Consider the following 15,301-nt stretch of genomic DNA (forward strand, 5'->3'; position numbering starts at 1 on the left):
TTGCGTGCCGAGAGGACTGGGGCGTCCCCGTGCGGGGCGCCCCTTTCCCCCTGTCCGCGTCCGGGCGTTCACGTCCTGGGCGGCAGCTTCGGGCGGGAGCGGTCCGGTACGTCGCTGTAGGTCGGCGGGGTCGCCGGGGGGTCGGTCGCCAGCAGCCCGAGTGCCAGTTCCACCGCGTCGGTCAGCTGGGCGTGCCGTCCCTCGGCCCAGTCCAGCGGGGTGCGCAGGACGTCGATGTCGGGGGCGACGCCCTTGTTCTCGACCGACCAGCCGTACGCGTCGAACCAGGCCGCGTTCATCGGCACCGTGATCACCGTGCCGTCGCCCAGTTCGTGCCGGCCGGTCATGCCGACCACACCGCCCCAGGTGCGCTGTCCCACGACCGGGCCGAGCTTCAGCAGCTTGAACGCGGCGGTGATCATGTCGCCGTCGGAGGAGGTCGCCTCGTCCGCCAGGGCGACCACCGGGCCCCGCGGGGCGTTCGAGGCGTACGACACCGGCTGGGCGTCCCGGGTCAGGTCCCAGCCCAGGATCGTCCGGCTCAGCGTCTCGATGACGAGTTCGCTGATGTGGCCGCCCGCGTTGCCGCGCACGTCCACGATCAGCGCGGGGCGGGACACTTCCATGCGCAGGTCGCGGTTGAACTGGGCCCAGCCCGAACCACCCATGTCCGGGATGTGCAGGTAGCCGCAGCGCCCGCCGCTCAACTCGCGCACCACCGCCCGGCGTTTGGCCACCCAGTCCTGGTAGCGCAGCGGGCGCTCGTCGATGAGCGGGACGACGGCGACCCGCCGGGGCGCGGCTCCCCCCGTCGCGTCCTCGGCCGGTGTGAAGGTCAGTTCCACCGTCGTACCGCCCGCCCCTGCCAGCAGCGGATACGGGCCCGTGTCCGGGTCCACCGGGCGGCCGTCCACGTGGGTGAGGACCGCGCCCTCCCGGATGCCCGTGCCGGCGAGCGGGGAGCGGGCCTTGGAGTCGGAGGAGTCGCCGAGCAGGATCCGCTTGACCGTCCAGCCGCCGTCCCTGCGGACGAAGTTGGCGCCCAGCAGGCCCTGCCGGCGCTGGTAGTGGGGCGGGCCCTCGTTGCGCCGGGCGGCGGTGACGTAGGCGTGGGACGTGCCCAGTTCGCCGAGGACCTCGCGCAGCAGGTCGGCGAACTCGTCGGGGGAGGCGACCCGTTCGACCAGCGGGCGGTACTGGTCCAGCACCCCGTCCCAGTCGATGCCGCACATGCCCGGTTCCCAGAAGTAGGCCCGGATCAGCCGGCCGGCCTCCTCGTAGGCCTGCCGCCACTCCGCCGCCGGGTCGACCGTGTGCAGGATGCGGCGGGCGTCGATCCACACGGTGGAGTCGCTGTCGCCCTGCTCGTTGGCCGGGACCGCGCGCAGCTCGCCCTCGTCGACGATCACCAGCCGGCTGCCGTCGCCGCTGACGGCGAACCAGTCGAGGTGCTGGGCGAGTTCGGACTTCCTGGCCTTGGTGATGCCGAAGTGCTCCAGGGTCGGCCGGCCGCTGGTGTCGTCGGGGTTGGCGAACGTCTCGCCGAGGGCTCCGGAGATCGGCCAGCGCAGCCACACCAGCCCGCCGCCCGCGACCGGCCGCAGCGCCGAGTACTTGGAGGCGGCCACGGGGAACGGCGTGACGCGGCTCTCCAGCCCCTCGGCCTCGACGGTCACGGCGGCCCCGTGGTCCCCGTCGCCGTCGTCCTCGACCGGGTCCAGGCCACCGGCCGCCGGGCGCCCCTCGGGGTTCACGGCGAACGGGGACGGCGTCGCCGAGGACAGCGGCACCAGGTACGGGCGGCAGCCGAGCGGGAAGGACAGGTCGCCGGTGTGCACGTCGTAGACGGGGTCGAAGCCGCGCCAGGACAGGAAGGCGAGGTACCGGCCGTCGCTGGTGAAGACCGGGTTCTCGTCCTCGAAGCGGCCGCCCGTGACGTCGACGACGAGCCGGTCGGCGAGCCGGGCCATCTTGATCTGCCGCAGCGTCCGTCCGATGCCCGGGTGCGACCAGGTGAGCCACGTTCCGTCCGGGGAGAACGCGAGGTCGCGCACGGGTCCGTTGACCGACCGGATCAGCTCGGTGACCTCGCCACCGGTGTCCTCCGTGACGTCCACGAGGAGAAGCCGGCCGTCGTGCGAGGCGACCGCCAGCCGCTCGCCCTGCGGGTCGGAGACCAGCTCGTGCACGCGGCCCAGGCGGCCCGGGGCGAGCCGCCGGGGTGCCCGGTCGCCGCTGGCCCGGGGCAGGGTGGCGATCTCGATCGCGTCCTCGCCCTCGGCGTCCGTCACGTACGCGACCCGCCCGCTGCCGCCGAGCATCTCCGGCAACCGCACGCGGACGCCGGGGGTGTCCGTGAGGGTACGGGCCGGGCCGTCCCGGTGGGTCAGCCAGTACAGGCTGCCGCGCACGACGACGGCACTGGCCCGCCCGGTCTCGTCGACGGAGAGCCCGTCGAGGTGCCGGGACGCCGCCACCTGGTAGGGGCGCCGCCCGGTCCGGGGCCCGCTCAGCCGTACGTCCAGCCGGCGCGGCCCGGAGTCCGGGGACAGGTCGTCGACGAGCCACAGGTCGCCCCCGCACTGGTACACCACCCGGGTGCCGTCGCTGGCGGCGTGCCGGGCGTAGAAGGCGTCGTGGTCGGTGTGCCGGCGCAGCCCGGAGCCGTCGTAGGCGCAGGAGTAGAGGTTGGCGACGCCCTCGTGGTCGGAGAGGAACGCGATGCGGCCGCCGACGAACATGGGGGAGTGCAGGTGGCCCCCGATGCCTTCGAGGAGCCGTTCGCCGTGCAGCCAGAGCCGGCCCGTCGCCCCGCCGCGGTAGCGCTTCCACGAGGCGGGTTCGTGCGGCGGGGTGCCGGTGAGGAGGAGGGACTTGCGCTCCCCGTCCACGTCGGCGACCTGGATGTCGGAGACCGGTCCCCAGGGCAGCTTGCGGCCCGGGTCGCCGCCCGGGGTGACTTTGTAGGCCCAGGTGAAGTAGGAGAAGGGCTCGCCGTGCGAGGCCACGGCCAGGATCTCGCCGTCCGGGGTCCAGCCGCAGACCCGGGTGTCGGCGCTGCCCCAGTGGCTCACCTGGCGGGCCGGCCCGCCGTCCACGGGGACGACGTGGACCTCGGGCACCAGGCTGCGCCAGCTCGTGTACGCGAGGTGACGGCCGTCGGGCGAGAAGCGCGGGTGACCCGCCTTGGTGCGGTCGACGGTGAGCCGCCAGGCCCGGCCGGGGGAGTCGAGCGGGGCGAGCCAGAGGTCGTCCTCGGCCACGAAGCACAGCAGGTCGTCATGGAGGTGCGGCAGGCGCAGATAGGTCACGTCCTCATGCTTTGCCGGGGGACGTACCCGGGCAACTCAGGGCGGAGTCCCACGCGCGATCGCTACACGTACGAAACCGTTTCGTTTCTTTCAGAGGTGCGCTACATTCGTGACGTACGAAACCGTGTCGTTCGGAGCAGGAGGGCGAGAGGGATGACCGAGGTCGCCGCCGCGCGTCGCAGCCGCATCACCCCCGAGCGGGAGGCCGAGCTGTACTCGGCCGTGCTCGACCTGCTCCGTGAGGTCGGCTACGACGCCCTCACCATGGACGCCGTGGCGGCGCGCACCCGGTCCAGCAAGGCCACCCTCTACCGCCAGTGGGGCGGCAAGGCCCAGCTGGTCGTCAAGGCGCTCCGCCACAACAAGCCGGTGAAGAACCTCGGAGAGATCGACACCGGTTCGCTGCGCGGCGACTTCCACGCGATCATGGCCCGCGCGGACGACGCCGAGATGGAGCAGAACGGCGCCCTGATGCGCGGCCTGGCCACGGCGATGCACGCCAATCCCGACCTCCACCGCGAGTTCCGCAGCCAGATCGTCGAGCCCGAGATCGCGGACTCGCGCCGCGTGCTCCAGCGCGCCGTCGACCGGGGTGAGGTCCGCGCGGACTGCCCGGCGCTGGAGTTCGTGGGGCACATGATGCTCGGCGCCTTCGTCACCCGCGCGATCGTCGACGACCAGCCCCCGACGGCGGCCTTCCTCACCTCGTACATCGACGCCGTGGTCCTCCCGGCCCTCGGCGTGCCCGCCGAGTAGCCGTTCCGGTCGGCGGCGAGCCGCGCCCGCGCGCTCCGAACCCACTCGCGTGCGCCCTACACGGACTACTACGGTGCTCCCCATGACGACGACAGCCGCCACTGACGCCGAAGACTCCGGAGCCCACCCCCGATTCGCCGAGGCCCTGCGCGAGCTCGGGCCCGCAGACCTGGTGCAGCGGGTCCGCCGGTTTCCGGACGCCACCCGTACCGCCACCGAGGCCGCTGCCGCCGTCGGGTGCGAGCTGAGCCAGATCTGCAAGTCCTTGATCTTCGCTGCGGACGGTGTTCCGGTGCTGGTGCTCATGGACGGCGCCTCCCGGGTCGACCTCGAACTCGTCCGCAAGGAGCTCGGTGCCGACAAGGTCACCCGGGCCAAGGTGGACGTCGTGCGGGAGACCACCGGGTACGCCATCGGCGGCGTGCCGCCCTTCGGGCACCGGACGAAAACCCGGGTGCTCGCCGACCGGTCCCTGCTGGAGCACGACGTCGTCTGGGCCGCGGCCGGGACGCCGTACGCCGTGTTCCCCATCGCCCCCAAGGACCTCGTGACGTACGCCGACGGCACCCTGGTGGACGTGCGCGAGCCCACCTCGTGACCCCTCTGGTCACCGCCGCCGTCCTGCTCGCCGCGGTCACCCACGCCAGCTGGAACGCCATCGCCCACAAGATCACCGACAAGCTCGTCGGCTTCGCGCTGATCTCGGGCGGCGGGACGGTCATCGGACTGGCCCTGGCACCCTTCGTGACGTTCCCCGCGGCCGGGGCCTGGCCGTACCTGCTCGGTTCCGCCGCCGTCCACATCGCCTACTACGCCCTGCTCATGACGTCCTTCCGGCTGGGGGACTTCGGGCAGGCCTATCCCATCGCCCGGGGCACCGCGCCCCTCGTCGTGACCTTGCTCGCCGCCCTCTTCGCACACGAGGTGCCCGACAGCCGCGCCGCCGCCGGGATCGCCCTGTCCTGCGCGGGGCTGACCGGCGTCGCCCTGTGGGGGCTGCGCGGGCGGCGGCCCGACTGGGCGGCGATCGGGGCGGCCCTGGCGACCGGGCTGACCATAGCGGTGTACACCGTCGTCGACGGTCTCGGCGTGCGGGCCTCCGGGTCCTCCCTCGGGTACATCGCCTGGCTGATGGCGGTCCAGGGGGTGGTCATCCCGGCGTACGCGGTGTGGCGCTGGCGCGGGGAGACCGTCGCCCTGCTGCGGCCCTTCGCCGGGGTCGGGCTGATCGGTGCCGCACTGTCCGTCGCCGCCTACGCGCTCGTCCTGTGGGCCCAGACCAGGGCCGAACTGGCCCCCATCGCCGCCCTGCGCGAGTCGTCGATCATCGTGGGCGCGGCGATCGGGGCCGTGTTCTTCAAGGAACGGTTCGGGGCGCCGAGGATCGCGGCGGCCGGGCTCCTGGTCGTCGGGATCGGGCTGATGCTGCACGCCGGGTAGGGGCCCGCCAGGCGGGTGCGTCCGGCGGGTGCGAGGAGCACCCTGGAATTAAGCGTTCCGGAGGTGATCGTCATGATGCACACCACCGTGGGGTGGCACGTCGAGATGGAGTTCACGGAGGACGACCAGCACACGCGCGCGGCCGCGATGGTCCGCCTGCCCGACGGCAGCGAGGTACGGGCACACGGACATGCGAGCCGGCACCGGACCGACGCGAATCAGCCGAGGGTCGGGGAGGAGATCGCCGGCGCGAGGGCGCTGAACGAACTCGCCATGCGGTTGCTGACCAAAGCCCACGAGGAGATCGACCAGGCGTCCGGCCGGACCTCCCACCCCATCCACGTCTAGGGCCTGTCGTTTGGCCAAACGACAGGCCCTAGCGGCCCGTAGAGCGGCTAGAGGTCCAGAACGCCCCGCACCGCCCGTACCAGCCCCTGCGCCCGCGGGTCCGCCGTCACCGTCTTGCGGAAGCCGTTGGTGACGTAGCCGAAGGCGATCCCGGTCTCCGGGTCGGCGAACCCGAGGGCGCCGCCGCGCCCGGGGTGGCCGAAGGATCCGGGGGTCAGGAGCGGCGAGGCGCTGCCGTGGAGCATGTAGCCGAGGCCGAAGCGGGTGCCGACCACCAGGACCCGGTCGGGGCCCGCCGACTCCTCGGCCCGGGCCAGTTCCACCGTCTCCGGGGTGAACAGGCGCCCTGTGCCGGCCGTGTCGCCGATCAGCGTCGCGTAGAAGCGGGCCAGCCCGTCCGCCGTCGCGATGGCGTTCGTCGCGGGGAGGGCGGTCGCCCGGTAGGCGGGGTCGTTCTGGTCCGGGAACGGGGAGATCGCGGCGAACGCCCGGCGCGTGAGGGAGGCCGGATCCTCGTAGGCCGCGGTCACCGAGCGCTTGGGGCGGGCCCGCAGGCCACCGGTCGGCTCGGCTCCCTCGACCCGGCCGACCCGCCCGACCCGGGCGGCCTCCGACTCCGGCAGGCCGAGCCAGACGTCCAGCCCCAGCGGGCCGGTGACCTGCGACGCCAGCCACTGACCGGTGCCCTGACCGGTCACGCGCCGCACCAGTTCGTCGACCAGCCAGCCGTAGGTGAGCGCGTGATAGCCGTGGTCGGTGCCGGGCTCCCAGGCCGGGGCCTGCCCGGCGAGCGCCTCCGGGCCCCGCAGCGGGTCGAGCGCCTCCTGCGGGGTGAGCGGCCGGTCGAGGACCGGCAGACCGGCGCGGTGGTCCAGCACGTGCCGGACCAGCACCCGCTCCTTGCCCCGCGCCTTGAACTCCGGCCAGTAGTGCCCCACCGGCGCGTCCAGGTCCAGTTGCCCGCGCTGGTGCAGCAGCAGGAGTACGGCGGCGGCGACACCCTTGGTCGCCGAGCGCACGACCTGGGCCGTGCCGCGCTCCCAGGGGGCGGTTCCGTCGACGTCCTTCGTGCCGCCCCACAGGTCGACGACCTTGTGCCCGTCCCGGTAGACGGCGACCGCCGCACCCCGGTCCCCGAGCGCTTCGAAGTTCCGTACGAACGCGTCCCTGACCGGCTCGAAGCCCTCGGCGACTGTGCCGTTCACGTCCACGTCGGTACTCCTCCTTGGTGCGGGGCTGCTCCCCTCTAGCCAAGCAGGATGGTCACGTCGATGTTCCCGCGGGTCGCGTTCGAGTACGGGCAGATCTCGTGGGCCGCGTCCACCAGCCTGGTCGCGAGGTTCGTGTCGACGACCGGCAGCGAGACGCTGAGGGCGACCGCGAGGCCGTAGCCGCGCTGCTGGTTGGGGCCGAGGCCGACCTTCGCGGCGACCGTGGAGCCGGACAGGTCGTAGCCCTCGCGGTTGCCGACGAGGATCAGGGCGTTGTGGAAGCAGGCGCTGTAGCCGGCCGCGAAGAGCTGTTCCGGGTTGGTGCCGTTGCCGTCGCCGCCGAGCTGCGGGGGCATCGCGACCCTGAGGTCGAGCTGACCGTCCTGGCTGGTCACGTAGCCCTCGCGGCCGCCGTGAGCGGTGGCCTCCGCCACGTACATGATCTTCGTCGGGCGGGTGTCGACGGCGGGGCCGTCAGTCATGCTGTCCTCCCCCGGGAACCAAGTGCACACAAGTACATCGTGCACAAGGTACTGGCCGGTAACTCCCTTGTCGCGAGCAGGGGGTGGGCAACCGGGGGTAACCCTCAGCGGGACCGGTCCGCCGTGGATTCCGCACGCTCGGCGAGCCGCCACAGCTCCCCACGCAGCCGCCCGGCCTCCGCCGCGTCGAGCCCGGTCGCCGCGAGCAGCGCACCGGGCACCCGCCCCGCCCGCTCGCGGAGTTCCTCCCCGCGCCTCGTCACGGCGACCAGCACCGACCGCTCGTCCCGGGCCGACCGCTCACGCCGTACCAGACCGGCCGCCTCCAGCCGCTTCAGCAGCGGCGAGACCGTGCCGTAGTCCAGGCGCAGCGCCGCGGCCAGATCCTTGACGCCGGTCTCGCCGCGCTCCCACAGGGCCAGCAGTACCAGGTATTGCGGGTAGGTGAGGCCCAGCTCATCGAGGAGCGGGCGGTACGCCGCCGTCACCGCGCGCTGCGCGGCGTACAGCGCGAAGCACAGCTGCTCGTCCAGCAGCAGCGATCCGTCGCTCTCCTCGTTCGTCACGCGCCCATTGTCACGGACGGGCCGGCGCCACCGGGACGGAACGTGGATCGAAGCCGAACGGCAGCTCCAGGCGGTGGGCCCGCATCAGCTCCTCGTCCGAGAGCAGCTCGCCGGTCGGCCCGTCGGCCGCGATCACCCCGTCGCTGAGGACCAGGGAGCGCGGGCACAGCTCCAGGGCGTACGGCAGGTCGTGCGTGACCATCAGCACGGTCACGTCCAGGGAGCGCAGGATGTCCGCCAGTTCACGGCGGGAGGCGGGGTCGAGGTTGGAGGAGGGCTCGTCCAGCACGAGGATCTCCGGCTCCATCGCCAGTACGGTCGCGACCGCCACCCGGCGGCGCTGCCCGAAGGACAGGTGGTGCGGCGGGCGGTCCTTGAACTCCGCCATGCCGACCCGCTCCAGCGCCCGGTCCACGCGCTCCTCCAGCTCGGGCCCCTTCAACCCGGCCGCCGCCGGCCCGAACGCCACGTCCTCCCGGACCGTCGGCATGAACAGCTGGTCGTCCGGGTCCTGGAACACGATGCCGACCCGGCGCCGGATCTCGGCCATGTTCCGCTTGTCCACGGGCAGCCCGGCGACCCGCACGGTGCCGGCGCCGCCGGTCAGGATGCCGTTGAGGTGCAGCACGAGGGTCGTCTTCCCGGCGCCGTTCGGCCCGAGCAGCGCGACCCGCTCACCGCGCGCGACCGAGAAGTCGACGCCGAAGAGGGCCTGGTGCCCGTCGGGGTAGGCGAAGGCGAGGCCGGAGACCTGAAGAGAAGCAGTCACAGGGTCCATCCCAGCAGACAGACGAGCAGGGCGGCGCAGGGGAGGGCGAGGGCGTACGACCACTGCGCCCGGGACGCGGTCACCTCGTCGATGACCGGCATGGAGCCGGCGTAGCCGCGGCTGACCATGGCCAGGTGCACCCGCTCGCCGCGCTCGTAGGAGCGGATGAACAGCGCGCCGGCCGACTTGGCGAGCACGCCCCAGTGCCTGACGCCCTTCGCCTCGAAGCCGCGCGACTCCCGGGCGATCCGCATGCGCCGCATCTCGTCGGTGATGACGTCGCCGTAACGGATCATGAAGGACGCGATCTGCACCAACAGCGGCGGGAGCTTGAGGCGCTGCAGGCCCAGCAGCAGTTCGCGCAGCTCGGTCGTGGCGGCCAGCAGTACCGAGGCGGCGACGCCGAGCGTGCCCTTGGCGAGCACGTTCCATGCGCCCCACAGGCCGTTCACGCTCAGGGACAGACCGAGGACGTCGACCCGCTCGCCCTCCGCCACGAACGGCATGAGCACCGCGAACGCGACGAACGGCACCTCGATCAGCAGCCGCCTGAGCAGGAAGCCGACGGGCACGCGCGCGGCGTACGCGACGGCCCCGAGCAGCACGGCGTACAGCCCGAACGCCCACATCGCCTCGCGCGGCGTCGACACCACGACCACCACGAAGGCGAACACGGCCGTGAGCTTGGTGTGCGGCGGCAGGCCGTGCACGGGCGAGTGCCCGTGCCGGTACAGCTTGTGCGCGTGCCCTGCTCCCACGTCAGACGCTCGTCATGCTCGTGGTGTCCGTCGGGGAGGCGTCGTCCGTCCGGCGGCGTCGCACCACCCAGAACACGCCGGTGCCCGCGACGACCGTCACCCCCACGCCGATGACGCCCGCCAGCCCTCCGGACAGGCGGGCGTCGTCGACGTCCTTGACGCCGTAGTCGGCGAGCGGGGAGTCGGCCGTGGAGTGCTCCTCGGTCTTCTTGTCGATGCCGTGGTCGGCGGCGACCTTCTCCAGGCCGTCGGGGTTCGCCGAGGCGTAGAAGCTGACGAAGCCGGCCAGGACGAGGGAGGTGACCAGGCCCGCGGCCCACACCTTGCGGTGCGAGGTCCGGGCGGCCACGGGAGCGGGCTCGGGCCGCGCGTCGGGCACGTCGACCAGTTCGCCGTTCACCCGCAGCTTGAGCTTCTGCGTCAGACCGCGCGCCCCGTACACCAGGTCCGGACGTACGGCGATGACCGCGCCGACGGTCAGTGCGGTGATCACGGCCTCGCCGATGCCGATCAGGACGTGCACGCCGACCATGGCGGTGGCGACCTTGCCCAGGGAGACGTCGGTGGTGCCGCCGATCGCGTACATCAGCGTGAAGGCCAGCGCGGCGGCCGGGACGGAGACCAGGGCGGCGACGAAGGAGGCCGCGGTGACCGACCGGCGGGTGCGGGGCAGCACCTTCACCAGGCCGCGGAAGAGGGCGTAGGCGACGACCGTCGTGACGATCGCCATGTTGGTGATGTTCACGCCGAGCGCGGTCAGACCACCGTCCGCGAAGAGGATGCCCTGCATCAGCAGGACGACGGAGACGCACAGGACCCCCGTGTAGGGGCCGACGAGTATCGCCGCCAGCGCACCGCCGAGCAGATGGCCGCTGGTGCCCGCCGCGACGGGGAAGTTCAGCATCTGCACGGCGAAGATGAACGCCGCGACGAGTCCGGCCAGCGGCGCCGTCCGCTCGTCGAGTTCGCGGCGTGCGCCGCGCAGGCTCACGGCGACGGCGCCCGCGGCGATCACACCGGTGGCGGCGGAGGTGGGCGCGTTGATGAATCCGTCAGGTACATGCACCGTTCGATGATGTGGCTTGATGCGAACAGTTTGCAAGAGCGTGAAGCTCGTTTTATCTCACGCGTGATATATCCGGCCCCACGGGCGTAATCCGGAAAATATGCGACATTGGAGAAGGAGTGGACGCAAGGTCTCCACTCGGAGTTGCGCACGGTGAAGGGGCCGTCCGATGTCCGTAGTCGAGCAGTACGCGCGAGCCCACATCGTCTCGGACGCGGCCGTCCCGCTCGTCGACGAGCTGGAGGCGGTTCCGGTCAGGCTGCGGTACGACCCCGACCACGACCCCCGGAAGGTGCGCATGGCGCTGCCCGGGGCCGGTGGCGGGGAATGGACCGTGGGCCGCGAGCTGCTGGAGGAGGGGCTGCGCGCCCCCGCCGGAAGCGGCGAGGTCCGGGTGTGGCCCTGCGGCCGGGTGCAGGTCGTCGTGGAGTTCCACACCGCGGAGGGCGTGTCGGTGGTGCAGTTCGAGCGGCAGGCGCTGCTGCGGTTCCTGCGGCGCACGTACACGGCCGCCGCGGAACCCGTCACCCATTGAGTCCAGACCTCGGCCGCCGGTGGGTCGGGCTGCCGGGGCGGGCTGCCGGGCCGGCCGTCTGTCTCAGCCGCCCATCTTCAGCAGCGCCGCCACGATCGGACCCGCCGTCGAGCCGCCGTGCCCGCCCTGCTGGACCACGCCCGCGGCGGCCAGGTCGCCCCGGTAGGCCGTGAACCAGCCGTTCGGCTTCTTCTGCCCGTCGACCTCGGCCGACCCGGTCTTCGCCCCGACGTCGCCGCCGACCCCGGCCATCGCCTCCGCGGCCGTGCCGTAAGCGGCCGTGTACGACATCAGCTCCCGCAGCTGGGACAGGGTGCTCGCCGGCAGGGTGCGGGAGGCCTTCGCCAGCGTGCGTCCGTCCACGTCCGGGGAGACCAGGTAGGGCTGGTGGAAGGTGCCGGCCTTGACCGTCGCCGAGACCGACGCCATGTTCAGCGGGTTCATGCGGACCCCGCCCTGCCCGATCAGCGAGGCGCCCATCTGGGCCGCCGACTGCACCGGCACCGCGCCGTCGAAGGACGGCACACCGATGGCCCAGTTGTTCAGCCCCAGGCCGAAGACCTGCTGGGCCTCCTTGGTCAGGTCGTCGTTCTTCAGCTTCGGGGCCTGACTGATGAAGGCCGTGTTGCAGGACCGGGCGAAGCTCGCCTTGAAGGTGCCGTTCTTGATCTCGAACTTGTCGTCGTTCTGGAACTTCCAGTGGCCGTACGTGAAGTACTTCGGGCACGGGTGCTTCTTGTCCGCCGCGGCCAGGCCCTTCTCCAGCAGCAGCGACGAGGTGATGACCTTCATCGTGGAGCCGGGGGCCAGGGAGCCCTGGAAAGCGGTGTTGAAGCCCGGTGAGGCGTTGGCCGCGGCCAGGATCTCGCCGGTCGACACCCGTAGCAGGACCACCGAAGACCTGGCCTTCTTCGCGACCTTCTGCTCGGCCGCCGCCTGCAGGGCCGGGTCCAGCGTGGTCTTCACCGTGCCCGGCGTTCCCTCGCTCAGCTCCAGCAGCGTCTTGTCGGAGAGGTCCTTCGCCTTGGCGGCCTTGCCGCGCACGACCCGCAGCTCGATACCGGCCTTGCCGCCGGCCTCCTTGCCGTACTTCTCGCGCAGCCCGTCCAGGACCGGGCCGAGGGAAGCGTACTTCTTCGTGGTCAGCTCCCCGCCGTCCCGGTCGAGGGCCTTGACCGGGGGCGTGCCCGCCTCACCGGTCACCAGGGTGTCGCCGTCCCTCAGGTCCGGGTGGACGACCGCGGAGTGCCAGTCGACCAGGGGCTTCCCGTCGGAGGTGCGGCGCATCACGGTCAGGGCGCTGTCGTACGCCAACGGCTTGTCGGTGCCCTTGTAGGAGACCGTGCCCTTGACGGAGAACGGCACCTTGTCGCCGGCGGGCTTGCCCGGGGTGAGGGTGACGTCCTTGATGTGGGCGTCCTTGGTGTAACCGGTGAGCAGCGGCCGGGCCGCGGAGGGGTCGTCGGTGGCGGCGGCGGCCTGCGTGATCTTCCCGGACTGCCAGGAGGTGAGGAAGGCGGTGGCGGTGGTGGTGACCTCGGTCGGCGACAGCGGACCGGTCTTGACCTTGGCCTTGTGGTCCGCCGCCCGCGAGCCGTCGTCGGCGGCGGCACCGCCGCCGTACAGCGCGTAGGCGCCGAACCCGGCACCGCCGACGACCACGGCGATCATCCCGCCGATCACGGCGGGTCTCGTCTTCCGTCGCTCGGCGACGCGCCTTCTGTTGCCCACTGCTGTTCTTTCCTCCGCGAATCCCCAGGGACCCCGTCGCCCTCAGCCGTCCCACATCCCAACGACGGCCACCACCCTAGAGTCCCGTTCCTCGAAGGTGAGATCAGCCACCTGTTCGTAGCACGGCTGCGACAATCGGCCCGGCCGCGTCGCCGCCGTGGCCGCCCTCCTCGGTCATGGCCGCCGCCGCGATGTCGTCCCGGAATCCGGTGAACCAGCTGTTGGACTTGGCGTTGCCGTCGACCTCGGCGGAGCCGGTCTTGGCGCCGATGTCACGGCCCAGTCCGGCCATGGCCTCGGCGGCGGTGCCCTGCGTGGCCGTGAGCTGCATCATCTGCTTGAGCTGGCCGGCGGTGCTCGACCGCAGGCCCTCGGCCTGTGCCAGTTCCCGGCCGTCCAGCTTCGGCGAGACCAGGTAGGGCTGGCGGAAGGCCCCGGTGATGGCGGTCGCGGTGACCGAGGCCATGTTGAGCGGGCTCATCTGGACCTGCCCCTGCCCGATGGCGCCCGCCGCCCGGTCCGGCCCGTCGACCGCGGGCACGCTGCCGTCGAAGGAGACGATGCCGGTCTTCCAGTTGTCCTGCCCCAGCCCGAAGCGGTCCTCGGCCTCCCGGGTCAGCGAGGCGTCCGTGAGCGGCTTCTCGTCGATGAGCTTGATGAAGGCGGTGTTGCAGGACCGCATGAAGCTGTCGGCCAGCGTGGCGCTCTCATTCGGCTTCATATCGGTCAGGTTCTTGAACGTCTGGCTCTGCCACACGGCGGTGTCGGGGCAGGGCGCCGGGCCGTTCATCGAGGTCACGCCGTTGTCGATGAGCATCGCGGCGGTGATGATCTTCATGGTGGAGCCGGGTGCCGACTGGCCCTCGAAGGCCGCGTTGAAGCCGTCCGTGCGGTTGTTGGCCACGGCCAGCACCTCGCCGGTGCTGGGCTTGACGGCGACCACCGACGACTGGGCGAACCGCTTGACCGCCTTCTCGGCGGCCGCCTGCGCGCTCGGGCTGATCGTGGTGGCGAGCCTGCCCGGCTTGCCCTTGGCGAGGGTGAGCAGCGGGGTGTCGGGCCCGCCGTCGCCGTCGTGCCGGACGACCAGCTCGATGCCGGGGGTGCCGCCGGCCTGCTCGCCGTACTTGCCGCGCAGGGCGTCCAGGACCGGGCCGAGGGAGGGGTACTTCTCCTTCGTCAGCACGGAGCCGTCGCGGCCGACCGCCTCGATGGGCGGGGCGGCCGACTTCCCGGTGACGAGCGTGTCGTCCTTCTGCAGCTCGGGGTGCACGACGGACGGCTGCCAGTCGACCAGTGCGCGACCGGTGGTGAGCCCGCGCACGACCTTGAGCTCGCTGCGGTAGCTCAGCGGTTTCGACTTCCCGTCGTAGGCCACCGTCGCCTTCACCGCGTACGGCACGGTGGTGCCTTTCGCCGTACCCGGCGTGATCTTCACGTCGGTGATGTGGGCTTCGTCCGCGAAGGCGCTGAGCAGCTGCTCGGCGGCCGCGTCGTTGTTGGTGTACGACGCCGCCTTCGCGGACGCTCCCGACTGCCAGGCCTTGAAGAACGCGGCCGTGGTCTCCTTGACCTCGTCCTTGCCGGGCGGCCCCGTCCGCTTCTCCGCGGCGACCCCGTCCGCACCGCCCCCGTCACCGCTCAGGGCGCTCACGATGTTGTAGGCGCCGTACCCGGCCCCACCCAGCATCACCGCGAACACCCCGCCTATGACGGCGGCTTTGACCCCCTTGCTCATAGGGTGGTCCCCTCCCCGTTGAGCCTTCCGCGTCCCGTTGAACGCGTTCAGAAAGCCCGATCCCGGGAGCACTCTATGCGCGAGGGGTTACCAACGGCACAGGCGTTTCGATTTTTGACCGAACGCAGATCGGTTGAGACGCGGGCCGGGGCCTAGCGCGCGCTCGACTCCATCTGCCCGAGGCCGCCGAGTCCCACACATCGCTCGTGAAGGCGCAAGCGGTTCTGAGGAGGCGTACTCCCGGTGCAGTTGGAAGGGCCGATGAGGGCAGCCGAGGCGGCAGACGAAGCCCACCGTGAGGTGCTGGGCTGGATCAACATCGGCCGGCTGCTTGAGGGGAAGGAGCCCAGCCCCGTGCCGGTCGCGAAGGCGCGCTGCGCGCGGCTGCCGGTGCAAGCCTGCTGGCGGTCGACCGGCTCGACGACTTCACGGAAGTCTGCCGCGTATTGCTCGATGAGCATGAGAAAGCGGGTAGTGCCCGGGGCCCGCGCCAACCGCTGACGACCCGCGACGACCACGACGCCCGAGCAGCCTGCGAGAGCGCCATGGCGCCGTGGCCGGCTAGACCCTCGTGTCCAGCCGGTCTGCCT

General features: G+C 72.0%; 15 protein-coding genes. 6 read left to right on the forward strand and 9 right to left on the reverse strand.

Annotated elements, in window-relative coordinates; translation table 11 throughout:
• Window positions 1–68: 68 nt before the first annotated feature.
• Window positions 69–3,311: a S41 family peptidase gene (locus tag AB0B29_RS10860; RefSeq protein WP_362236830.1), complete on the reverse strand. Its 3,243-nt coding sequence runs from the start codon at window positions 3,309–3,311 to the stop codon at window positions 69–71.
• 153 nt (window positions 3,312–3,464) lie between these two features.
• Here AB0B29_RS10860 and AB0B29_RS10865 point away from each other — a divergent pair, with 153 nt between their 5' ends.
• The 4 genes from AB0B29_RS10865 to AB0B29_RS10880 all read left to right on the forward strand — a co-directional run bounded on the left by AB0B29_RS10865 (window position 3,465) and on the right by AB0B29_RS10880 (window position 5,855).
• Complete coding sequence (locus AB0B29_RS10865; protein ID WP_362236832.1) at window positions 3,465–4,067, forward strand: TetR/AcrR family transcriptional regulator; 603 nt, start codon at window positions 3,465–3,467, stop codon at window positions 4,065–4,067.
• An 82-nt stretch (window positions 4,068–4,149) separates the two neighbouring features.
• On the forward strand, window positions 4,150–4,665 hold the full coding sequence (locus AB0B29_RS10870) for a YbaK/EbsC family protein (protein WP_362236835.1): 516 nt from the start codon (window positions 4,150–4,152) through the stop codon (window positions 4,663–4,665).
• A complete protein-coding gene (locus tag AB0B29_RS10875) occupies window positions 4,662–5,507 on the forward strand; it encodes a DMT family transporter (RefSeq protein WP_362236838.1) in 846 nt (281 codons plus the stop codon). The genes AB0B29_RS10870 and AB0B29_RS10875 overlap by 4 nt, the downstream gene beginning before the upstream one ends.
• Before the next feature lie 72 nt (window positions 5,508–5,579).
• A complete protein-coding gene (locus AB0B29_RS10880; protein WP_053675991.1) occupies window positions 5,580–5,855 on the forward strand; it encodes a DUF1876 domain-containing protein in 276 nt (91 codons plus the stop codon).
• Between the two features lie 47 nt (window positions 5,856–5,902).
• Here the strand turns inward: AB0B29_RS10880 and AB0B29_RS10885 are convergent, their stop codons facing one another.
• The 6 genes from AB0B29_RS10885 to AB0B29_RS10910 all read right to left on the reverse strand — a co-directional run bounded on the left by AB0B29_RS10885 (window position 5,903) and on the right by AB0B29_RS10910 (window position 10,707).
• Window positions 5,903–7,066: a serine hydrolase domain-containing protein gene (locus tag AB0B29_RS10885; RefSeq protein ID WP_362236841.1), complete on the reverse strand. Its 1,164-nt coding sequence runs from the start codon at window positions 7,064–7,066 to the stop codon at window positions 5,903–5,905.
• A 35-nt stretch (window positions 7,067–7,101) separates the two neighbouring features.
• Entirely contained in the window at window positions 7,102–7,548 is a 447-nt protein-coding gene (locus AB0B29_RS10890) for an organic hydroperoxide resistance protein (RefSeq protein WP_362236844.1), read from the reverse strand.
• Window positions 7,549–7,652: 104 nt separating this feature from the next.
• Window positions 7,653–8,114, reverse strand: a complete 462-nt coding sequence (locus tag AB0B29_RS10895) for a MarR family winged helix-turn-helix transcriptional regulator (protein WP_362236847.1) — start codon at window positions 8,112–8,114, stop codon at window positions 7,653–7,655.
• 10 nt (window positions 8,115–8,124) lie between these two features.
• Window positions 8,125–8,892, reverse strand: coding sequence for an energy-coupling factor ABC transporter ATP-binding protein (locus AB0B29_RS10900; RefSeq protein ID WP_362236850.1), 768 nt, complete (start codon window positions 8,890–8,892; stop codon window positions 8,125–8,127).
• Window positions 8,880–9,641 (reverse strand): cobalt ECF transporter T component CbiQ, encoded by a 762-nt coding sequence (gene cbiQ, locus AB0B29_RS10905; RefSeq protein ID WP_362236853.1) that lies wholly within the window; start codon window positions 9,639–9,641, stop codon window positions 8,880–8,882. Before cbiQ ends, AB0B29_RS10900 begins: the two co-directional genes overlap by 13 nt.
• A 1-nt stretch (window position 9,642) precedes the next feature.
• The gene (locus tag AB0B29_RS10910; RefSeq protein WP_362236856.1) at window positions 9,643–10,707 is read right to left on the reverse strand and encodes an energy-coupling factor ABC transporter permease; all 1,065 of its coding nucleotides are present in this window, start codon (window positions 10,705–10,707) and stop codon (window positions 9,643–9,645) included.
• Between the two features lie 169 nt (window positions 10,708–10,876).
• Here AB0B29_RS10910 and AB0B29_RS10915 point away from each other — a divergent pair, with 169 nt between their 5' ends.
• Window positions 10,877–11,242: an SsgA family sporulation/cell division regulator gene (locus AB0B29_RS10915; protein WP_362236859.1), complete on the forward strand. Its 366-nt coding sequence runs from the start codon at window positions 10,877–10,879 to the stop codon at window positions 11,240–11,242.
• Between the two features lie 63 nt (window positions 11,243–11,305).
• Here AB0B29_RS10915 and AB0B29_RS10920 read toward each other — a convergent pair whose 3' ends face one another.
• Window positions 11,306–12,973 (reverse strand): penicillin-binding transpeptidase domain-containing protein, encoded by a 1,668-nt coding sequence (locus AB0B29_RS10920; RefSeq protein WP_362236862.1) that lies wholly within the window; start codon window positions 12,971–12,973, stop codon window positions 11,306–11,308.
• 103 nt (window positions 12,974–13,076) lie between these two features.
• The gene (locus tag AB0B29_RS10925; protein ID WP_362236865.1) at window positions 13,077–14,711 is read right to left on the reverse strand and encodes a penicillin-binding transpeptidase domain-containing protein; all 1,635 of its coding nucleotides are present in this window, start codon (window positions 14,709–14,711) and stop codon (window positions 13,077–13,079) included.
• Window positions 14,712–14,954: 243 nt separating this feature from the next.
• Here AB0B29_RS10925 and AB0B29_RS10930 point away from each other — a divergent pair, with 243 nt between their 5' ends.
• The gene (locus AB0B29_RS10930) at window positions 14,955–15,212 is read left to right on the forward strand and encodes a hypothetical protein (RefSeq protein WP_362236868.1); all 258 of its coding nucleotides are present in this window, start codon (window positions 14,955–14,957) and stop codon (window positions 15,210–15,212) included.
• Window positions 15,213–15,301: the final 89 nt, after the last annotated feature.

The sequence above is a fragment of the Streptomyces tibetensis genome, assembly GCF_040647715.1.
Lineage (GTDB): Bacteria > Actinomycetota > Actinomycetes > Streptomycetales > Streptomycetaceae > Streptomyces > Streptomyces tibetensis_A.